This is a genomic window from Ancylobacter sonchi (assembly GCF_018390695.1).
GTDB lineage: Bacteria > Pseudomonadota > Alphaproteobacteria > Rhizobiales > Xanthobacteraceae > Ancylobacter > Ancylobacter sonchi.
Genome location: NZ_JAHBGF010000020.1, coordinates 618,858 through 639,904, shown reverse-complemented (window position 1 = coordinate 639,904; position 21,047 = coordinate 618,858). Strand labels below are relative to the sequence as shown.

The following is a 21,047-nucleotide window of genomic DNA, read 5'->3' as shown; positions in this document are numbered from 1 at the left end:
ATTAGTGGCGATACGGCCACAAGCGAGGTTTCATGTTCATTCGCAATCCGTTGAAGGGGATCGGCCGGCAGGCGATGGGCCTTATGGCTGCCGCTGGCGTGCTGACGGCGCCCCTGGCGACGTTCTCGGCGGTGCCGGCCGCCGCCGAGGGTTGGAAGCCGGAGAAGCGGGTGGAGATCGTGCTCGGTGTTTCCGCCAGCGAAGGGCTGAACCGCAATGCCCGCCTCATCCTCGACTGGCTGATCAAGGACGGCACCATTCCGCCCTCCAGCGTCGTGGTGAACAAGCCGGGCGGCGGACACGCGCTGGCGCTCACCTATACGGCGAGCCAGGTCGGCTCGGGCGAGACCATCCAGCTGGTCAACACGCCGCTGATCACCAACAACCTGCTCGGCCGCAGCCCGATCACCTACAAGGACTTCACCCCGATCGCCCTGCTCTATGACGAGACGGTGGTGTTCTCGGTGCCGTCGAAGTCCAGCATCAAGACCGCGCAGGACCTGATCGACCGGCTGAAGCAGGATCCGTCCTCGGTGGTGTTCTCCACCGCCACCGGCCTCGGCACCGTGCAGCACATCGCCACCCTGGCGCTGGCCAAGGGCGTGGGCGTCGACATCAAGGGCGGCAAGCTGAAGACGGTGAATTTCTCCAACGGTAATGCCGAGGCGATCACCGCCGCCCTCGGCGGGCGCATCGACGTGGTGGTGTCCTCGCCGCAGCCGGTGCTGCCCTTCGTGCAGTCGGGCGACCTGCGCCCCATCGCCGTCGCCAGCCGCGAGCGCGCCGGCGGCTTCCTGTCGGATGTGCCGACCTGGAAGGAATACGGCATCGATTCCGTCATCTACGCCTGGCGCGCCATCGTCGCGCCCAAGGGCCTGACGCCGGAGCAGGTGAAGTTCTGGGACGACACCTTCGCGGCCCTCGTCAAGACGCCGGCATGGGAGGAGGAAGTGAAGAAGAGCGACCTCAATCCGCGCTACCTCAACAGTGCCGACACGGCGAAGTTCTTCGAGAATGAGAACAAGCGCTATGCCGACATCTATGGCGGGCTCGGCCTCGATGTCGCCAAGCAGCAATAGCGCCGTGGCGCTGGGCGTGCCGACGGTGCCGCTGTTCCGCCGGCTCGGGGCGCAGGCCAGGATCAGCCTCGCTTTGTCCGCCGTCACCGCGATCTTCGCCATCGGCTATATCCGCGCCACCGCCGCGCTGCCGACCCCGCAACTGGTCGATCCGGTGGGGCCGCGCGCCTTTCCCTACCTGATCGGCGCGGGTCTGCTCATCTGCGCCGCCGGGCTGCTGGTCGAGGGGCTGGTGCTGTTCCGCGACGAACCGGCGGTCGCCGGCGCCGGCTTCGATCTCGCCGACCCGCGCTACCGCATCGCCGCCGGGGTGATGGGCTGGACGCTGGCCTATTATCTCGCCTTCGGACCGCTGGGCTACATGCTCGCCACCGGCCTGTTCCTGGCCGGCCTGATCTACGTGTTCGACGGACGGCGGCTGCGGACCACCCTCACCGTCGCGCCCATCTTCGCGGTAGCGAGCTTCTATCTGTTCAACAACCTGCTGGACGTCTTCCTGCCGGCCGGCACCCTGTTCGGATTCCGCTGATGGACGGCGCCGATCTTTTCCTGCACGGCCTCACGGTCGCTCTGCAGCCGCACAATCTCGGCTACATCGTCGTCGGCTGCCTGCTCGGCACCGTGGTCGGCATCCTGCCCGGCCTCGGCCCCTCCGCCGGCATGGCGCTGCTGATCCCGATCGTGTTCGGCATGGACCCGACCAGCGCGCTGATGATGATCGCGGCGATCTATTACGGCGCCATGTATGGCGGCTCGGCGACCTCGATCCTGCTCAACACGCCGGGCGAAGCCTCCTCGGTCATGACGACGCTCGACGGCTACCAGATGGCGCGCAACGGCCGGGCCGGCGCGGCGCTGGCGGTATCCGCCATCGGCTCCTTCATCGCCGGCACGGTCGGCATCGTGCTGCTGAGCGCGCTGTCGCGACCGCTGGCGCAGTTCGCGCTGCAATTCGGCCCGCCGGAATATTTCACCCTGATGGTGTTCTCGATGCTGTCGGCCGCCTCGCTGGGCGGCCGGACGGTGGCGCGCGGGCTTTTGTCCATGCTCATCGGCCTCGTCATCGCCACCATCGGCATCGACCTGCAGAGCGGCATGCCGCGCTTCACCGGCGGCTTCCCGCAACTGCTCGACGGCGTCGACTTCATCCTGGCGGCGGTGGGGCTGTTCGCGCTCTCCGAGGTGTTCGTCAGCCTGGAGGACCATTTCCGCAATCCGGCGCAGCTGATCGGCATCAAGGGCCGGCTGTGGCTCACCCGCGAGGAATGGCGCCGCTCCGTCGGCCCGATCATCCGAGGCACCGCCATCGGCTTCGTCAAGGGCGTGCTGCCCGGCGGCGGCGCCACCGTCTCCACCATGCTGTCCTACAGCCTGGAACGGGCACTCTCGAAGGACAAGGCGAAGTTCGGCACCGGCATGATCGAGGGCGTCGCCGGGCCGGAGGCGGCCAACAACTCCTCCGCCGCCGGCTCGATGGTGCCGCTGCTGGCGCTCGGCCTGCCCGGCTCGGGCGCGACCGCCGTGCTGCTCGGCGCCTTCGTCATCCTCGGCATCCAGCCCGGACCGCTGCTGATCAACCAGCATCCGGAAGTGTTCTGGGGCCTCGTCAACAGCATGTATGTCGGCAATGTCGTGCTGTTCGTGATGAACCTGCCGCTGATCTTCCTGTTCGTGCAGCTGCTGCGCATCCCGACCGGCATCCTGTTCCCGCTGGTCATCGCCATCGCCTCCATCGGTGTCTACGCGGTGAACGGCAGCGTGTTCGACCTCTACATCGTCTTCGGCTTCGGGCTGCTCGGCTATGCCTTCCGCAAGCTCGACGTGCCGACCGCGCCGCTGGTGCTCGCCCTGGTGCTGGGCGGGATGATGGAGCAGTCGTTCCGCCAGTCGATGACCATTTCCGGCGGCGATCTCTCGATCTTCGTGTCGAGCGGCCTCGCCATCCTGTTCCTGGTGCTCAGCGTGCTCGCGCTCGGGGCGGCTCTGGTGGTGCCGAGCCTGCTCAAGGCGCGCGGCGGGCGGGTGTTCGTCGAGGAAGCGGCCGATGTCTGACGCACTGCTGTCTGACGCACTGCTGTCTGACGCGCCGCTGTCTCCTCCGTCGCGGCTCACCCGACCCGACACGGCGCTCGCCCGGGCGCGCAAGCTGGCCGCGCAATTCACGCGGACTGCGGCGCATCACGATGCGACCGCCGAGGTGCCACGGGCAAACTTCGCCGCGCTGCACGCCGCGGGGCTGAGCGGGCTCACCGCGTCTCCCGTCCATGGCGGCGCCGGTGCCGGGCTTGCCGAGGCGGTGGAGGTGATCCGCGTCCTCGCGCAGGGCGAGCCCTCCACGGCGCTGATCCTGTTCATGCAGTATCTCAACCTCGCCACCCTGCCGCAGGGCCGCTGGGATCCGGCGCTGGTCGCGGAGGTGCTGACGAATTCCGTGCGCACCGGCGGCATGATCAACTCGCTGCGGGTCGAGCCGGAGCTCGGCTCGCCGACCCGTGGCGGCCTGCCGGCGACGCTCGCGCGGCGCACCGCCACCGGCTGGGCGATCACCGGACGCAAGATCTATTCGACCGGCTCCAGCGTGCTCGGCTGGATGATCGTCTGGGCCCGCACCGACGAGCCGGAGGTGCGCGTCGGCCGCTTCGCCGTGCCGGCGTCCAGCCCCGGCATCGCCATCGAGCCGACCTGGAACGCGCTCGGCATGCGCGCCAGCGGCAGCCACGACGTGGTGTTCGATGCGGTCGCCGTGCCGGCGCGCTACGCTGCCGATCTGCGCCGGCCAGAGGAATGGGCCGGCAAGGAACCCCTGCAAGCCGCCTGGCACGGCGTGCTGCTCGGCGCCGTCTATGACGGCATCGCCCGCGCCGCCCGCGACTGGGTAGCCGGCTTCCTGAACGAACGGGTGCCCACCGGCCTCGGCGCGCCGCTGGCCACCCTGCCGCGCGTGCAGGAGGAGATGGGGCGGATCGAGCGCCTGTTGCAGGTCAACGAGGTGCTGTCGCAGGGGCTCGCCCGCGCCGTCGACGAGGGCCACCTGCCGACGCCGGAAGCCGCCGGCCTCGCCAAGCTCACCGTCACCGAGAACGCCATCGCCGCCGTCGACATCGCACTGCGGCTATCCGCCAATCACGGCATCAGTCGCGCCAACCCGCTCGAGCGCCACCACCGCAACGTCCTGTGCGGGCGCATCCACACGCCGCAGGAGGATGCCGCGCTCGTCGCCGCCGGCAAAACCGCCCTGTCGGCGGCGCTCGCCTCACCTTCATCGGAGACATCGTCATGAGTGTCGAACTGATCGGCTATGTCGGCCATTTCAATTCGTCGGAGACCATGCGCCGCGCCGGGCCGGCGCTCGACATCGACCATATCGAGGCGGTGGCCAAGGCGCATGAATATGTCGGTTTCGACCGCGCGCTGGTCGCCTTCAACTCGAACTCGGCCGAAAGCATCCTGATCGGCCAGCATGTGGCTGGCGTCACCGAGCGGCTCAAGCTGATGATCGCCCATCGCCCCGGCTTCACCGCCCCGACACTGGCGGCACGCCAGCTCGCCACGCTCGACCAGTTCTCGCGCGGGCGCATCGTCACCCACATCATCACCGGCGGCAACGATTCCGAACTGGCGCAGGATGGCGATCACCTCACCAAGGACGAGCGCTATGCCCGTACCGGCGAATATATCGATGTGCTGCGCCGTGAATGGACCAGCCCCGAGCCCTTCGACTTCGACGGCCGCTACTACAAGGTGCGCGGCGGCTTCGGCGACGTGAAGCCGGTGAACCCGGCGGGCATCCCGATCTTCTTCGGCGGCGCCTCGCCGGCGGCGATCGAGATCGCCGGCCGCCATGCCGATGTCTACGCCCTCTATGGCGAGACGCTGGAGCAGGTCGCCGAGCTGATCGGCCGGGTGCGCGCCGCCGCCGCGCCGCATGGCCGCTCGCCCGGCTTCTCGGTCTCGCTGCGCGTGGTTCTCGCCGATACCGAGGAAAAGGCCTGGGCCAAGGCGGAGGACATCCTCGCCCGCGCCACCGCGCTGCGGAATACCGGCGGCAACCAGCAGTCGCCGCACAATATCCGCCGCAAGCGCGCGACCGGCGAGGCACCTCCGAACGAAGGCTCGCGCCGGCTGCTGGCGGCGGCGGCGAAGGGGCCGCGGCTCGACAAATGCCTGTGGACCGGCATCGCCTGGCTCACCGCCGCGCAGGGCAACACCACCGCGCTGGTCGGCACGCCCGACCAGGTCGCCGATGCGCTCCTCGACTACTACGACCTCGGCGTGCGGCGCTTCCTCATTCGCGGCTTCGACCCGCTGGTCGACGCCATCCAGTATGGCCGCGAGCTGCTGCCGCGCATCCGCGCGCTGGTCGCCGAACGCGACACCCGCGCCGCCGCCTGATCCCCCTTTTCACCGCCAGCGCGGAGACTGCCCCATGACCCTCGGCCCCACAGGCGCCGGCCCGACCGGCCTCGAATTCATCGGCTATGTCGGCCATTTCAGCAATTCGGAGGCACTGCGCCGCACCGGCCCGGCGCTCGACATCCCCTATATCGAGGCGGTGGCGAAAGCGCAGGATTACACCGGCTTCGACCGGGTGCTGGTCGCCTTCCACTCCACCTCGGCCGAGAGCATCCTGATCGGGCAGCACGTGGCAGGAGTCACCGAGCGGGTGAAGCTGATGATCGCCCATCGCCCCGGCTTCACCGCCCCGACGCTGGCGGCGCGCCAGCTCGCCACGCTCGACCAGTTCTCGCGCGGCCGGGTGGCGGTGCACATCATCACCGGCGGCAACGACACCGAGCTGGCGCAGGACGGCGACCATCTCACCAAGGACGAGCGCTATGCCCGCACCGACGAATATATCGAGGTGCTGCGCCGCGAATGGACCAGCACCGAGCCCTTCGACTTCGACGGGCGCTACTACAAGGTGCGCGGCGGCTTCGGCGACGTGAAGCCGGTGAACCCGGCGGGCATCCCGATCTTCTTCGGCGGCGCCTCGCCGGCGGCGCTCAAGGTCGCCGGCCGCCATGCCGACGTCTATGCGCTGTGGGGCGAAACCTATGAGCAGGTCGCCGAGTTGGTCGGCCGGGTTCGCGCGGCGGCAGCCGAGCATGGGCGCACGCCGGAATTCAGCCTGTCGCTGCGCCCGGTGCTCGCCGACACCGAGGAGAAGGCCTGGGCCAAGGCCGACGACATCCTCGCCCGCGCCAAGGCGCTCAGGGCCGGCGGCGGCGACGGTCGCGCCCCGAACAACGCCCGCAAGGCACGCGATCCCGGCGTCGCGCCACCCAATGAGGGTTCGCGGCGTCTGCTGGAGGCGGCGGCGAAGGGTTCGCGGCTCGACAAGTGCCTGTGGACCGGCATCGCCGCCCTGACCGGCGCCAGCGGCAATTCGACGGGGCTGGTAGGCACGCCCGACCAGGTGGCCGATGCGCTCGCCGACTATGCCGCGCTCGGCATCTCGAAGTTCCTGATCCGGGGCTTCGATCCGCTGGTCGACGCCATCCAGTACGGTCGCGAATTGCTGCCGCGCGCCCGGCAGGTGATTGCCGAGCGCTCGAGTGCCGCCACGCTTGCCGCCGAATGATCCGCCAGGGACCCTTGCCGTGAAGCTCTATTACTCATCGACCTCGCCCTATGCCCGCAAGGTCGCCACCGTCGCCATCGAGACCGGCCATGAGGCGGTTATCGAACGCCTCGCCGCCGCGCCGCATCCCATCGACCGCGATGCGCAGGTGGTCGCCGCCAATCCGCTCGGCAAGGTGCCGACACTGGTCACCGATGACGGGCTGACGCTGTTCGACAGCCGGGTCATCGCCGAATATCTCGACGCCCATACGCGCCGCCGCCGGGTGTTTCCGAACGAGGGAGCGGCGCGCTGGACGGCGCTGACCCAGCAATCGCTCGGCGACGGCCTCCTCGATGCCGCGCTGCTGATACGTTACGAGCAGACGGCCCGTCCGGCCGAGCATCGCTGGGATCTCTGGCAGCAGCGGCAGTTCGACAAGATCGGCTCGGCGCTGGCACGGATCGAGGAGTGGTCGCCGGCCCTGACGCCCGACCTCACCATCGGCACCATCACGCTCGCCTGCGCCCTCGGCTATCTCGACCTGCGGTTTCCCGACTACAATTGGCGCGGCGCCCATCGGGGGGCGGCCGACTGGTTCGCGGCGGTCTCGGTGCATCCGAGCCTCGAGGCGACCCGTGCGCCGCAGCCGCTGGCCGCGTGAACGGGCCGAGCACAGGACAAGACAATGAGCGAGCCTTTACACGACCACCCGCATGATCACGATCACCACCACGATCACGCGGAGGACCACTGGAAGCACAATGGCGTGCGCGTCATCAAGGGCGACCGGCTCGACGACAACACCGCCCAGACGCCCGGCATGTACCGTCAGGCCGCCATCAATCACGCCCGCGTCGGCGCGCAGAAGATTTGGGCCGGCACGGTGACCATCCAGCCGGACGCCAAGACCGGCGTGCACCATCACGGCGAGCTGGAGAGCGTGATCTACGTGGTGCGCGGGCGCGCCCGCATGCGCTGGGGCGACCGGCTGGAATATGTCGCCGAGGCGGAGCCCGGCGACTTCATCTTCGTGCCGCCCTTCGTGCCGCATCAGGAGATCAACGCCGACCCGAACGAGCCGCTGGAATGCGTGCTGGTGCGCTCGGACAACGAGGCGGTGGTGGTGAACATCACCGATGTCGACCCGGTCGAGAAACCGGAGGCGGTCTACTGGATCGACCCGATCCACAAGCAGCCTACCCCCTGAAGGCCCCCGGGGAGCCTTCCGCGCAGAACCGATGAGGCGGCCGTGACCGCCGGCCTCGTCGGGCTCGCACCCGACTTACGCGGACAGCGGACTGCCGGAATCCCTGTCCTCGACAGAAATGACGAGGTGGCGGCACGCACTGCCGATCCGGCCTCCTGAGGCTGGCACGCGAAGGCGCATGGACCTCGTGCCGGGAGTCCGTCGGAGGCCGCACCTGTCGCTCCCTGCCGCTCGGAACCGCTCACCGCCCCTCAAGATTGCGGGGCGCGTCGGGAAAGGCCCCGGCTCTCAAGCATAATGCGGGAACATCTCCGGCAAGCGGCCAGCCATCGGTGCCGTGGAGCCCAATGAAGCTGGCTTCACCTTACGTTTTGAACCGAAGCTCGCCTTCGCGGCATCGCCTGTCGATGATCTGCGCCGCCTCTGACGGGTCTTCCCCGAACAACTTTGGCAGACCGGGCGTCCGCGTCCAAATAACGACAAGTGCAGGCAAATCGATCGACGCGCTCCATGCCGGCCACCACGCTCCGGCGCCGCCCTGCCATTCTGGCCATCGACGCAATGGCGACGAGCCGGACATGCGGCAAAATAGTAAGGGTCAGGCCGTCTTGACGGTGGCTGCAATAGTGCGTTCCCTTAACCATACAGGGCATCTGAACCTCAGGGGAAGGCAGACGGATGGCAACCTTCACCGCAACCGGAAACAACCAGACGCTGAACGGCACGACTACTGCCGACTCAATGTACAATAAAGGCTATAGTAATATCACGCTAAACGGCAGCGACGGCAACGACACGATATATGGATCCGGCGGCGCTGGCGGCCTGTACAACGGCGACGCCGGTGATGATGGCTTCTATACCTACGACCCTTCCATGTCTTCTATGTCAGTCACATATAATAGCGTATTCAATGGCGGAGAAGGCAACGACTTCTTCTCATCCCGGGAAACTTACAACACGACTTACAATGGAGGTGACGGCGATGACCGCCTCAGCTTGGCTTATGGCTGGAGCGGTGCCTTCAATGGCGGAGCCGGCGATGATTCGATCAACACGGGCGACTTTGGCACCTCTGAGGGCACCGGCAACGGAGAGGGCGGCAACGCCAGCGCGGCGGTGGACGGCGGCGAGGGCAACGACACCGCCACGTTCTATCACGCGATGAGTCTCTATTCCTTCAGGAAAGAAGGTGGAACCGTTTTCATCACCGATACGGCTGTCGGTGGACGCACCACCATCTCCTTTACCAATATCGAGACCTTCCAGTTCTCGAATGACGGCGGAGGCACCTTGCAAGACTACACCTTCAGCGAGCTCCCCTGCTTCCTGCCTGGCACGTTGATCGCCACCCCTTCCGGCGGGATCGCGATTGAGACGTTGAAGGCCGGTGACCTCGTCGCCACCGCCGACGGCGCCGTCAGGCCGGTGCGCTGGCTCGCCCGGCAGACGGTTTCCACCCGCTTCGCCAATCCGCTGAAGGTCATGCCGATCCGGATCTGCGCCGGCGCCCTGGGGAAAGGGATGCCTGCCCGCGACCTCTACGTCTCGCCGGATCACGCGCTGTACCTTGACGGCCTGCTCATCCAGGCAGAGGCGCTGGTCAATGGCTCCAGCATCGTCCGCCATACCGACATGCCGGAACGCTTCACCTATTATCATGTCGAGCTCGACGACCATTCGCTGATACTGGCCGAGCAGACTCCGGCCGAGACCTTCATCGACAACGTCACCCGCAAGACGTTCGACAATTGGCACGAGGCTCCCGAGGCTCCCGTCGCCCGCGAACTTGAACATCCGCGTGTGAAATCGGCCCGCCAGCTCTCCCCCTTCATCCGCAATCTGCTCGCCATGCGCGCACGGGCCATGGGATTTGTGGAACGGGCGGCTTGACCGCCTCGCCCCCCGCCAGCCGGTTCGACCGCGCCAAGGCCCTCGTCGCGGCCGGCAAACCGGCACGCGCGGAGGCGCTGCTGCAGCAGATCCTGGAGGCTTCGCCGACGGCCGTGCATGCCTTGCTGCTGCTGGCCGACCTGCACCGGCACCGCGACGATCGCGCCACGGCGGAGCAGTTGCTCCGGCGGGCATGGGACATCGATCCGAGCAACCTGAAGGCCGGTATCGGTCTCGTCCGCCTGCTGCTGTTCCGAAAGGGTCATGGGGAGGCGGCCGGCCTGTTGCGGCAGATCCTGGCCGTGGCGCCCCGCCACACCGATGCGCTCGCCCTGCTCGCCGAATTGCATCAAAGTGCCGATGACGCGTCGGAAAGCGAAGCACTGTTGCGAGACTGCCTAGTCCGCGATCCCGGGCATCCCGCACTGACGCTCGCACTGGTGAAGCGCCAGGCGCGCGAGCGGCGAGGCGCCGAGGCCGACGCGACGCTCGCGGCGGCGCTCGCCATCTTTCCCGACCATCCGGACCTTCTCATCGCTCTCGGCAAGCGACAGCTGGATGCGCGTGACGATGAGAAAGCATTGGCGACATTCGAGCGGGCGTGCCGGCTGCCCGTCCCTTCCGCATCGGCCTGGATCGAATGCTCGCGTCTCGTCTCTCGCCTGATCTCTACCAAGGAGGGGCTGGCCCAGCTCACGCGCGGCATCGAGCGGTGTCGCGATGCCTTCGAACTGCCGCGCGAATTGGTCAGCCAATTGCTGGCGGCGGGGCGTATCGCCGAGGCGGAGCGGCCCCTGGCGGCAGCGATCGAGCGCTTTCCCGACAATGTCGATCTGGTGATGCTGCGCGTACGGATCGATATCCTGACGGGACGCCATGCGCAGGCCGACCGGTCACTGGCAAGGCTACCCGGCAACACGCGCAAGGCACGCCGATCGAGGACGCGCCTTAAAGCCGCGCTCCTCAAGGCCCGGTGGCGGATCGACGATGCGCTGAAGGCCTATCGGTCCGGGCAACATGATGACGGTCTCGATCCGGAAGACCACCGCGCACTCGCCCAGCTGCACCTCATGGCCTTCGACGTCCCGAGCGCCCGCGAGGCGCTCAGGGAAACCCTCCCGCGCCAGATGCGGGGCACCGATGCGCGGATACCCAAGGGTCTTCTGCGCGAGATCGCCAACGATCTCTGGAGCGATCCCCGATCGCTTGCGGCCGGCCAGGCGGCGCGAGCGATGGCGTCGGTGCCGGGCTGGATCGATGCGCTGCGCGCGAACTCCCACCATACGGGCTGTGCCATCGGATTCTTCATTCACCTGCGGCAAGCGGGTCATCTGGGCATGCGCGCACCTGCCCGATCTGGGCAGGCGATCCCGCTTCACATCCATCAGTTCTGGGATACGCCCGACCTGCCCGAGGATGTGGCAGAGCTGGTGGACAGCTGGCGCGACCTGAATCCGGGGTTCAGTCACACCTTGCTGTCGCTGCCCTCTGCGCGGGACTGGCTGGCGCAACGCGACGCTCGCTGGCTGCAGGCCTTTCGCAACGTTCCGTCGATCGCCGGCAAGGCCGATCTGCTGCGGCTGGCCCTGCTCTATGAAGAAGGCGGTGTCTATGCCGACGCCGATGATCGATGCCTCGCGCCCCTCAATGCTCTCTTGGTCGGGCGTGAACTCGTACTGCGGCAGGAACATTACGGGACGATCGGGAACAATTTCATCGCGGCGCGGCCGCGCCATCCCCTGATAGGACTGGCGCTCCAGGCAGCCGTCGAGGCCGCTCTCCGCGGCGACCGCGAATCGATCTGGCTATCAAGCGGCCCCGGCCTGCTGACCCGCTGCCTCGCCGGCTGGCTCGTCGACGCACCGCACCGCATGGAGATGCTCGGGCGGGACATCCTCGTGCTGGACCAGCATAGTTTGCTTCGATATTGCGCCTCGAATTGCAAGGCCAACTACAAGCATTCCTCCAGCAACTGGCGGGTAGCCGAGTTCCAGGGCATGCCGCTGGCGGCAACCGTATCCGATGCGGCGACGATGCGGAATCAGGCCCCCGGCCAAAGTCGCGCGGCTCAGGTAACGTGGACGTTCTAGCTGGCGGACGTCGGAAGCAGCCTGCCGGATGATCGGTGACGTCCGTCCGGCCCGTTGTCCGCCGCGCCGCCAGATTGCCACGACGCGAGCATTGGTGACGAGCCGGGCGATCACCCTGGACGGCTTCAGCATCCTGACGTGGACACGCTGGCCGGTTGGAGGGGCTACTTCCAGATCGGGTTGGACCAGGCGCCGCGGCCGGTGTCGCGATGCCGCTGCTGTGGCCCATCGAACATAGCCCTGCCCGACGACGAGCGCGCGCGAGGCCGACGAGCAGCGCGCCTCGACATGATCGGCGGTCACGTCGATCGTGATTGTAGATCCCGACGGAGTGGGCGGTGTCGACCCGCGTCTCGGCATCGGCGAGCAACAGGCTGTACCGGCCGGGATGGGCAATGCCGATGAAGGCGCCTTCATCTCCTCGTCCGGCGAGGTCGGCGCGACGTCGAGCGACCGGGCATCGAGAAGGGAGCGATGCGGCCGATGGCGATATCTCGTTGCGTGAGAGGACGCTCAGGCTCCGGCGGTCGCCGCAAGGCCGGCCGAGACGCCCGGCAGGACAGCGAGCTGGGAGTGGTCGGTCAGAATGCGGTCGGCACCGAGCTCCAGCAAACGCGCGTCGTGGCCCGGCTGGATATGGCTCCCGCCGCAGAAACCGATGACGCGCATTCCTGCCGCGCGCGCCGCCACGACGCCGGCGACGCTGTCTTCAATCACCAGGCACCGGTCGGTGGGAACGTCGCCCATGATGCGGGCGGCGTGCAGGAACAGGTCGGGAGCCGGCTTGCCTCGGGCGACATCGTCGGCGCTGAACACCCGTCCCTCGACCAGCGGCGCGAGCCCGGTAGTGGCGAAGGTTCGGCGCAGGCGCTCGTGGCCGCTGTTCGAGGCGACGCAATAGGGGCGGTCGAGGCCGAGGAGCAGTTCCGGGACGCCGGCGATCGGCTGCAACCGGGTGGTGAAGGCGTCGTCGAGCCGGGCGGCCAGATCCGCCTCGAAATCCGTCGGCAACGCAACGCCATACCGGTCCTCGAGCTTGCGTCGCACCGTCATCGCGTCGTGGCCGACCAGCGAGGTCAGCGCCTCGGCGGTCGACATCTCCAGTCCGATGGCGGCGAGCGTCGCCGAGGTCATCTGCGCGGCGAGGATTTCGCTGTCGACGAGCACGCCGTCGCAGTCAAAGATGATGAGATCGATCAAGCTACTACCCTGCTGAAGGCACCGCGCGTGAAGCCAAGCGCGGCGAAGTCTTGGTGGAAACGGCGCTCACTTCGGCACAAGCGCATTGGGTCTCGCTGGTCGGCTGGCGATACCGTCTTCCGGAGTGATATCCCCCGTATCACCTGGCCGATGATGTCGCGCCGCATGCGCCAGATCTTCACGCCATTGGTGCCGGGATCGCCGCCCCAGGGCGCCGCGCGGGAAATCCGCCTGACGCTGGTATACCAGTTCGGGTTCGCGTCATAGAACGTGCCGAGATATTCCGGCGCCAGTGCCGCCTTGTTGACCCAGCCCTCGCCTTCCTTGGCGATGTAGCCGTCCAGCGTGATGACCTGGCCGCGCTTCTGGAGCTGGCGCACGACGTCCGGCAGCAGGTGGTAGCCGGAGTGATACACCTCCGGCAGGTTGTTGGTGATCGCCTCGCGCCGCAGCGCCTGGTGCTGCCCGCCATAGCTCGGGGGGCGTCACGGGACTTGATGACGATGTCCGGGTGCGCCTTCATGAAGGCAGTGGCCTGCTCGTGAAAGACGTTGTGGGCCGGCATGAAATGCTCGACCTCGATGACGAGCGGGTCCGCATGGGCGGCCATGCCGGAGGCCGTTCGCCATCACGGCGAGGACGAGGCCGATGACCACCGAGGCGGGAACCGCCAGCGCGACATAGTGGAGCATGTTGACCAGCGCCCGCCAGAAGCCGGCATCGCGCCAGAGCGTGAGGTAATTGTCGACGCCCGGGAAGGCGATGCGCGGACAGATCTTCCGGGAAGAACGATCCTCCGCAGCGCCGCTCGCCGTCGACGTCCGCGCGGCGGTCCCGCGCGCCGCCAAGCGCCGGCAGCTCCGCGTTCAGGAATCCACGGTGGAATCGAGCGAGAACGAGAGCGGGGGCGCCGTGTCGGGCTTCGCCTCGTCCTCCCCCCAACGGGAAAACGCCTTCAGATCCAGATCGAACAGGTCCAGCACCCGGCCGATCGTGTGCGTGACCATGTCGTCCAGCGACTGCGGCCGCGCATAGAAGGCCGGGACCGGCGGCGCGATGATGCCGCCCATCTCGGTGACCGCCAGCATGCTCTTCAAATGGCCGGCATGCAGCGGCGTCTCGCGCAGCATCAGCACCAGCCGCCGGCGCTCCTTCAGGCAGACATCCGCCGCGCGGCTGATCAGGCCGGACGTCACGCCATGGGCGATGTCGCTCATGCTGCGCACCGAGCACGGCGCGACGATCATCCCCATGGTGCGGAAGGAGCCCGAGGAGATCGGCGCGGCGATGTCGTTCGGCGAATAGACGACATCGGCGAGGCTGCGCAGTTCCTCGGACGACATCTCGGTCTCGTAGGCGCGCGTCATCTCGCCGGCCTTGGAGACGACGAGATGGCTTTCGATCTCGAGCTCCCGCAGCGCCTTCAGGAGCCGCACGCCATAGACGATGCCGGTGGCGCCGGTGATGCCCACCACCATGCGCCGAGGTGTGTTCCCCATTGTCAGCTTCCTTGCGCGCTCATGCGGGGGTCGAGCCGACATGCCGCGGGTCGAAATTCGACAGGGCGGCCGGCTTCGCCTCGAAGGCGAAGGGGCGATCGGACAGGGTGTAGCGGTACCACGGCGCGTCGTTCATGCGCCCGAGCTTGTGGCGCAGGCTGCCGAAAGCCCCATAGATGAACTTGTAGGGCTGGCCGTGGAAGTGCTTGAGGATGTCGAGCCAGGCGCGCGGCTCGGCGCCGATGAACGCCTCCATCTCGCGGGCGATCTCGTCCTCGGTCAGCGGCTTCAGATCGGCCGGCGGCTCGCCGAGATCGGTCACCGCGCTCTTGATGAACTCGTCCGGGTTCCAGCCGGCGCCCATCGGCTTGGTGCAGTCCATGCCGATCTTCGAGGATACGCCGGGCTCGGCGCATTTCGGATCGACCGTCATGGTGTTGCAGTCCTTGATCATGACGGTGTCGCGGTCGGGCATGTAGCGAAACGCCATCGCCGCCAGCACCGCCTGGTCGTCCCAGATGTCGACATCGTCGTTGAACACCATCGCCACCTTGGGCAGGCCCTGCTTCGAGCAGGTGAGCATCAGCCCGAGCGCCTGCTTGGCATCGCCGGCGCCGAGCGGCCGGATCTTGGCATAAGCGATGTTCGACAGGCCGCCGGCCGGGCTGCGCACCTCGACGACGTCGATCCCGGCGAGGCGCAGCGCGCCATAGAGATCGGCCTCGATGGCGGGCAATTGCAGCATGTTGTCGGTGTACCAGGGATGCATGCCGCCGATGGTGCAGTGCTGGTAGATCGGGTTCTTGCGGTAGGTCATCGCCTTTATCTTGAGGCGATAATTGTGCTTCATCCCGCCGCCATACATGCCGGTGAACTCGCCATAGGGGCCTTCGTCGAAGTTAAGCCCCTCGGTGGCCATCAGCTCGCATTCGAGCACCAGCTCGGCATTGGCCGGCACCATCACGTCGATGGTCTCGCATTTCACCATCTTGGCCGGCGCGCCGTAGAAGCCGCCGAGCACCTCGAAGTCGTCGGTGTCGCCGGGCACGCCGACCAGCGCCGAGATCTTGTCGAGGATCGGCCCGCCAATGACCATGGCGACTTCCAGATTCTGCCCCTTCTTCGCCGCCGCCATGGCGTGGATGCGCTGGCGATGCGAGGTGCAGGTCATGTCGACCGACTTCTCGTTCTTCGAACGGAACATGGAGCGGTAGATGCCCCAGTCATAGACGCCGGTGTCGGGGTGCTTCGAGATGAACAGGTTGTCGTTTGTATAGGCGTGGCCGTCGCGGTCGTGATGCAGGAACAGGGGGAGCCGGGTCAGGTCGACGTCATCGCCCTTCAGGATCACCTCCTTGCAGGGTGCCGTCTCGACGATTTCCCATTTGACGCGCGACTTCGCCTTCTCGACCATCTTCCGGCCGGTCTCGGTCCGGTCGCACTCCATCGCCCAGGCATACATGTCCTGGTTCGAATAGGCGTTGGCGAGCACCGAGAACTCGCAGTCCTTGATCTTCTCGATCAGTACCGCCTTGGTGGGGTTGGCCTCGAGCGTCTTCGGAATCTGGTCGACACGGATCTCATCGGTGATACGCACGAGGAATCCGGCGGCGTCCATGGCCTGCACGAATTCGGGAAGCGACTGCTGCGACGGCATGAGGGAATGCTCCAGTCCGGTTCCGGGCGAGGCCGTCTTCAGGAATAGGCCGGGTCCGCGACGCCGGATTCCGCATAGGCGCGCAGATGGTGCATCAGCGCGCCCCAGATGGTGTTGCACTTGGTGAAGTTGGCCTCGTCATGCGGCCAGCCGCCATGCGTGACGTTCACCCGCGTGCGGCCATCCGCTGCGGCGGCGAAGGAGAAGGTCGCGGTGGTGCCGACGGCATCGCCCGGCCCCTTGGTGCAGGTCCACAGAATATCTTCCGGGTCGTCCCGGTCGACACGCCAGGCAAAGTCCGGCCGGCCAAAATACTTCAAATTCCATAATGTTCCGAGATCACCGCTTCCCTCGACATGCGGCGTATTCCACCCCCGCAGTCCTTCGGCAGTGCTGAGCGCCCGCCTGACCTTCTCCGGATCCGCCGAAATGAAGATCTCATGCTTCAGTGAATGAGCCCCAGCCATTTAGTCCTCCCGTTGTTGGTCGCGATACTGGTCCGAATGAGGCGCGCGCGACAAGCCAGATAGCCGTCTCACATTTCCGTGATGCCGGGTCGCCCATGCATCCCCGATACGGGCTGCCGGCCGTTGCCGTCCGGGTGAAATCCGCCGGCATGATCGGGGGCATGTCCTACGCTTCACGGTCGACCCGTGGCGCGGCGACAGTCGCGAGGATCGCGCTGCCGATCATGATGGCGAGCAGAGCGATGGCGGCGCCGATCCCCGCCTCGACGAACCGCTCGATCAGCAGGGGCGACCAGGGAAGATTGCGGCCGAGATTGCTCATGCCGATCGCCAGCGGCGTGATGAAGAGCAGGGCCAGCGCATAATTGCGGGCCATGAAGAGTTCGGCGACCGCCTGGCACAGCGCGATGATGACGACGAGGGCCAGCGGGCCGGGCTGCGGCGCGAAGACGACGGCGGCGATGCAGACGCCGCCGAGCGTGCCGCCCAGAAGATGCACGGCCCGGCGCAGCGCATCGGTCGGTGTCAGCGCCGGCAGCAGGGCGGCGACCGCGATCGGCGCCCAGAACGGATGGCCGATGTCGAGCACGAGCGCCAGAACCCAGGCGCCGGTGACGGCGAGCGCCGCGATGGTGATGACGATGGCGTGGCGGGCCCAGTCGAGGGACGCCGAGCCGGACTGCGTTCTCGTCCGGACGCCGTGCACGAGGGAACGCGGCCCCACCGCGCCGTTCGGCTCCAGCATGGTGAGCAGGATCGAGAAGCCCGCCCCGCCTGCGCCGGCGGCGATGGTCGGCAGGATGTCGTCGGGCGTCAGCGGAATGCCGGCGATGACCAGAAGCACGAGAATGAAGAAGATCTCGCCGCGCGGCACCCATGCCATGACGGTGCCGAGCGTCCCCGCGCCGACCACCACGGCCGCCAGCATGAGGGACAGCAGCCATTCGGGTCCCTGCGCCGCCGAATAGAGCACGGCCGCCGCGAGCGTGGCGAGAAGCGCCGCCCCGGCCACGGCCTGCGTCTCGACCCGGCGTCGGACGGTCTCGCTATGGCCATAGAGCGAAGTCAGCGCGCCGAAGGCTGCATAGACGGCAAAATGCAGATGGTTGGTCGCATACATCGCCAGAAGCGGCAGGCCCACCGACGCCCCGACACGGCACGCGGCCCGCACATCCTGTGTCTTTACGCTGAAAGAAAAGCTGCGCATTAATTCACGCACCAAGGACGGGTGGGAACGGTGTATTATGCCTTATAATGACCTTCGCGCATTTCTTTCGACCTTACGGGCAGCCGGCGAACTCGTCGACATTACACGGCCAGTCGCGTTGAAGTATGACATTGCCAAAGCACTCGCCAAGACCAGCGCGGCGAATGGCCCGGCTCTTATGTTCAAGGAAAACGGCACGGAATTCCCGCTGGTCGGCGGTTTGTACGGCAATCGCAAGCGGGCGCTGATCGCCTTCGAAGCCGGCGAAGACAATATTCACGAACGCGTGATGAAGGGCATCGACAATCCCATCGCGCCCGTCGACTTCGCCGGCGCAGCTCCCTGCCAGGAGGTCGTGGTCACGGGCGACGCCATCGACCTCACCAAGCTTCCGGTACCGACCTACAGTCCCAAGGATGGCGGGCCCTATATCACCGCCGGCATCGTGGTGTCCGAAGATCCTGATACCGGAATTCCCGACATCGGCAATTACCGTTTCCAGCTTCACGATTCGAAAGTGCTGGGCGTCTGGGCGGCGCCGAGCCACCGCTTCGGCAAGAACATGGCGAAGGCCGTGCAGCGCAAGGTTCCGCTGCACGGCGCCATCATTATCGGCATCGACCCGATGACGGCGTTCGCCTGCCAGGTGCAGGTTGCGGATACCTCGAACGACTGGTTCGTCGCCGGCGGCCTGCGTGGTGCGCCGGTGGAGCTGACCAAGGCCGTCACCAGCGACCTGAAAGTGCCGGCGCATGCGGAGTTCATCATCGAGTTCGTCGTCGATTCCGACGATCAGCGCATCGAGGGGCCGCTCGGCGAATACACCGGCTACTACACGCCCGCCGACCCCAAGCCGACCGCCAAGGTGACGGCGATCACCCATCGCAAGGACGCGATCTTCCAGGGCCTGCTCACCGGCAAGCCGATCACCGAGAACCACGTCCTCAAGCAGATCCCCTTCGAGGCGTCGATGCTGCGCCAGCTCAAGGCACAGTTTCCGACCATCTCCGATCTCGCCATCACCTCGTCGGGCGGCGTGCAGGTCTATTTCGTCATCGCCATGACGCCGCGCTACGAGGGCGAGGCACGGCAGGCGATCCTGGCGGCGATCGCCTCCAATCCGCATCCGAAATGGGTGGTGGTGGTCGATCCCGACATCGACATCCGCAGCTCGGCGGATGTGGAATGGGCGATGTCGTTCCGGGTCAAGCCGAGCGATGACGTGTTCGTGGTCGACCGTACCGCGGCGGCGCCACTCGATCCCTCGACCGATGGCGGCTATTCTTCGGCGGTGGGCATCGACGCCACCCGGCCGTTCGGGGTGGAATTCCCCGCAGTATCGGAGGTCCCGGATTGGCGGAGCTTCGACCTGCCGGAGATCGACCCGGCCAAGTAGGCATCCTGTTCCACATCCACCGCCGCCGGTTCGATGACGATCGGCTCTTCAAATCGAGACCATGCACCATGACGAAACATCTCGGCGCAAACGAGGATAACCGGCCCCTGACGGCCGCACGCGCGGTCGCCCGCTGGCCTGCTAGGCTGGGCATTGCCGGTGCGCTGTTCGGCCTCGCATCGATCGCGGCCGGCGGCCCGGCACAGGCGCAGAACTGGGAGAAGTGCGTCGAGGCCATCGCCAAGACGCAGCACGAGCTGAAGCAGATCCTTCCGAAATCGGCTCAGCCACCGACGCAGCAGCAATCCATCGCTGCGCAGGATTCCCACGATCCGACACCGGGCTCGCTGGCGGCGGCCGGCCTCGACCAGCCGACGACGGGACCCGCGGCGGCGCTGAACGAGGCGGAGAACCTGCAGGCGGCCGGCGACGAGGCGGGCTGCATGCGGGCGGTTGCCAAGGCCCGTTCGCTTGCCGGGCTGAAGTAACCGGGATCGATGGCCGGGCGCGGCGTCGCGGACCTGCCCGTTCCCCTGAAATGCCGTCCTCCTGAGGCCTGTTCCGCCTCTGGAGGACCCCACGCCGGAACGCAAGCCCGCGATGCCGTTCGCCGGACTGGACGGCCGGCGTCCTAGATACTGATGTTCATGACGGAGAGGGCGTTGAGCCGAGCGACCTTCGCCCGCACCGCCTCGTCGAGCGGGGCGGCGTCGAAGAAACGACCGGCAGCGACCGAATCCTCGTAGGGATAGTCGATGGAGAACAGCACGCGGTCGTCCCCGAGGGCGGAGAGCGCCGCGACCAGCGGAACATTGTCGAACTGGCCGGACGTCGTCACGAACAGGTTCCGCTTCAGGTAGAAGGACGGCACTTCCCTGAGGGGGCGCTTGCCGGTGATGAGCGCGGCGCGGCTGTCGAACCGCCAGAGATGATAGGGCATCGTCTCGCCCATATGCCCGAGGATGATCTTGAGCCTGGGAAAGCGATCGAACACGCCGGAAAACAGCAACCGCAGGAAATGGGACGAGGTCTCGAAGTTCCATTCCCAGGTCGGCTTCAGCAGCTCCGGCGCGCCCTCGAGCACATAGGGCAGCACGAAGGAATCCGTCGGGTGCAGATAGAGCGGCACGTCGAGGGCCTGCATGCACTCCCAGAACGGATCATGTCGGGGATCGTCGAGATAGACGCCATGGGTATGGCCGTTCACCATCGAGCCGACGAGGCCGAGCTCGCTTACGCAGCGCTCGAGCTCCGCGATGGCGGCGGGCACGTCCTGCATCGGCAGATGGGCGAAGCCGCGATACCGGGCCGGCTGCCTGGCGATCTCCGCCGCGAGCCTGTCATTGGCGTCTCGTGCCAACCTCACGGCCGCCGCCGCATCCGGCTCGGCCTGTACCCCCGGGCCGGAAATGGACAGGACGGCGATATCGATGCCGGCCGAATCCATGGCCGCCAGCCGGCGCTCGCCGAAATCCAGCATGAGTTGGCAAAGATGGTCGGCACTTTCCGGCGACAGTTTCGGCATCGCCGCCCGCATATGGGGCTCTAGACCCGGCGTGATGAAATGCTCTTCAAGGGCAATCTTGTTCACGTCTCTTCCCCGTAATCGAATTCTTGTCGCGTTCGGCTGCCGCAATCTAGGGCCGCGAAAGATCGATGAGAAGACGTCCATCGAAGGATGTGCGGGCTTTCATTTTCCTTGAGACGCATGATTACAGTTTTGCGACGCCCGCCATCGCAAAGGATGAGGAAAATCTTCAGAAATTCGTATCACGCACCCGTGTTCAAA

19 protein-coding genes are annotated in these 21,047 nt (G+C 66.8%); 12 read left to right on the top strand and 7 right to left on the bottom strand.

Annotated features, from left to right (window positions below; translation table 11 throughout):
* The first annotated feature begins 32 nt into the window (after positions 1 to 32).
* The 10 genes from KHC28_RS13590 (at position 33) to KHC28_RS13545 (ending at position 11,832) form a co-directional block, all read left to right on the top strand.
* Positions 33 to 1,079 (top strand): Bug family tripartite tricarboxylate transporter substrate binding protein, encoded by a 1,047-nt coding sequence (locus tag KHC28_RS13590; RefSeq protein WP_214008874.1) that lies wholly within the window; start codon positions 33 to 35, stop codon positions 1,077 to 1,079.
* Positions 1,060 to 1,608, top strand: coding sequence for a tripartite tricarboxylate transporter TctB family protein (locus tag KHC28_RS13585; protein WP_214008873.1), 549 nt, complete (start codon positions 1,060 to 1,062; stop codon positions 1,606 to 1,608). The genes KHC28_RS13590 and KHC28_RS13585 overlap by 20 nt, the downstream gene beginning before the upstream one ends.
* A complete protein-coding gene (locus tag KHC28_RS13580) occupies positions 1,608 to 3,131 on the top strand; it encodes a tripartite tricarboxylate transporter permease (protein WP_214008872.1) in 1,524 nt (507 codons plus the stop codon). The genes KHC28_RS13585 and KHC28_RS13580 overlap by 1 nt, the downstream gene beginning before the upstream one ends.
* Positions 3,124 to 4,359: an acyl-CoA dehydrogenase family protein gene (locus KHC28_RS13575; RefSeq protein ID WP_214008871.1), complete on the top strand. Its 1,236-nt coding sequence runs from the start codon at positions 3,124 to 3,126 to the stop codon at positions 4,357 to 4,359. Before KHC28_RS13580 ends, KHC28_RS13575 begins: the two co-directional genes overlap by 8 nt.
* Positions 4,356 to 5,471 carry an LLM class flavin-dependent oxidoreductase gene (locus KHC28_RS13570; RefSeq protein ID WP_214008870.1) on the top strand — a complete coding sequence of 372 codons (1,116 nt, stop codon included), beginning with the start codon at positions 4,356 to 4,358 and terminating at the stop codon, positions 5,469 to 5,471. The genes KHC28_RS13575 and KHC28_RS13570 overlap by 4 nt, the downstream gene beginning before the upstream one ends.
* Positions 5,472 to 5,505: 34 nt before the next feature.
* Entirely contained in the window at positions 5,506 to 6,660 is a 1,155-nt protein-coding gene (locus tag KHC28_RS13565; protein WP_214008869.1) for an LLM class flavin-dependent oxidoreductase, read from the top strand.
* 19 nt (positions 6,661 to 6,679) lie between these two features.
* The gene (locus tag KHC28_RS13560) at positions 6,680 to 7,303 is read left to right on the top strand and encodes a glutathione S-transferase (protein ID WP_214008868.1); all 624 of its coding nucleotides are present in this window, start codon (positions 6,680 to 6,682) and stop codon (positions 7,301 to 7,303) included.
* 24 nt (positions 7,304 to 7,327) lie between these two features.
* Complete coding sequence (locus KHC28_RS13555) at positions 7,328 to 7,849, top strand: cupin domain-containing protein (protein ID WP_214008867.1); 522 nt, start codon at positions 7,328 to 7,330, stop codon at positions 7,847 to 7,849.
* Positions 7,850 to 8,527: 678 nt separating this feature from the next.
* Complete coding sequence (locus KHC28_RS13550) at positions 8,528 to 9,742, top strand: Hint domain-containing protein (RefSeq protein WP_214008866.1); 1,215 nt, start codon at positions 8,528 to 8,530, stop codon at positions 9,740 to 9,742.
* Entirely contained in the window at positions 9,739 to 11,832 is a 2,094-nt protein-coding gene (locus KHC28_RS13545; protein WP_214008865.1) for a tetratricopeptide repeat protein, read from the top strand. Before KHC28_RS13550 ends, KHC28_RS13545 begins: the two co-directional genes overlap by 4 nt.
* A 513-nt stretch (positions 11,833 to 12,345) precedes the next feature.
* On the opposite strand, the gene KHC28_RS13540 is transcribed toward KHC28_RS13545, so the two are convergent.
* The 6 genes from KHC28_RS13540 to KHC28_RS13515 all read right to left on the bottom strand — a co-directional run bounded on the left by KHC28_RS13540 (position 12,346) and on the right by KHC28_RS13515 (position 17,796).
* Entirely contained in the window at positions 12,346 to 13,032 is a 687-nt protein-coding gene (locus KHC28_RS13540; protein WP_214008864.1) for an HAD-IA family hydrolase, read from the bottom strand.
* Positions 13,029 to 13,448 (bottom strand): hypothetical protein, encoded by a 420-nt coding sequence (locus KHC28_RS13535; protein WP_214008863.1) that lies wholly within the window; start codon positions 13,446 to 13,448, stop codon positions 13,029 to 13,031. The genes KHC28_RS13540 and KHC28_RS13535 overlap by 4 nt, the downstream gene beginning before the upstream one ends.
* Before the next feature lie 450 nt (positions 13,449 to 13,898).
* The gene (locus tag KHC28_RS13530; RefSeq protein WP_214008862.1) at positions 13,899 to 14,531 is read right to left on the bottom strand and encodes a UbiX family flavin prenyltransferase; all 633 of its coding nucleotides are present in this window, start codon (positions 14,529 to 14,531) and stop codon (positions 13,899 to 13,901) included.
* 19 nt (positions 14,532 to 14,550) lie between these two features.
* Positions 14,551 to 16,188, bottom strand: a complete 1,638-nt coding sequence (locus KHC28_RS13525; RefSeq protein WP_214008861.1) for a UbiD family decarboxylase — start codon at positions 16,186 to 16,188, stop codon at positions 14,551 to 14,553.
* A gap of 38 nt (positions 16,189 to 16,226) precedes the next feature.
* On the bottom strand, positions 16,227 to 16,655 hold the full coding sequence (locus KHC28_RS13520; RefSeq protein WP_214008860.1) for an SRPBCC domain-containing protein: 429 nt from the start codon (positions 16,653 to 16,655) through the stop codon (positions 16,227 to 16,229).
* Between the two features lie 166 nt (positions 16,656 to 16,821).
* A complete protein-coding gene (locus KHC28_RS13515; protein ID WP_214008859.1) occupies positions 16,822 to 17,796 on the bottom strand; it encodes an FUSC family protein in 975 nt (324 codons plus the stop codon).
* Between the two features lie 103 nt (positions 17,797 to 17,899).
* Here KHC28_RS13515 and KHC28_RS13510 point away from each other — a divergent pair, with 103 nt between their 5' ends.
* Complete coding sequence (locus tag KHC28_RS13510) at positions 17,900 to 19,258, top strand: UbiD family decarboxylase (RefSeq protein WP_214008858.1); 1,359 nt, start codon at positions 17,900 to 17,902, stop codon at positions 19,256 to 19,258.
* Positions 19,216 to 19,746, top strand: coding sequence for a hypothetical protein (locus KHC28_RS27390; protein WP_246564743.1), 531 nt, complete (start codon positions 19,216 to 19,218; stop codon positions 19,744 to 19,746). Before KHC28_RS13510 ends, KHC28_RS27390 begins: the two co-directional genes overlap by 43 nt.
* A gap of 143 nt (positions 19,747 to 19,889) precedes the next feature.
* Here the strand turns inward: KHC28_RS27390 and KHC28_RS13500 are convergent, their stop codons facing one another.
* Positions 19,890 to 20,849: an amidohydrolase family protein gene (locus tag KHC28_RS13500; RefSeq protein WP_312893182.1), complete on the bottom strand. Its 960-nt coding sequence runs from the start codon at positions 20,847 to 20,849 to the stop codon at positions 19,890 to 19,892.
* Positions 20,850 to 21,047 lie beyond the last annotated feature (198 nt).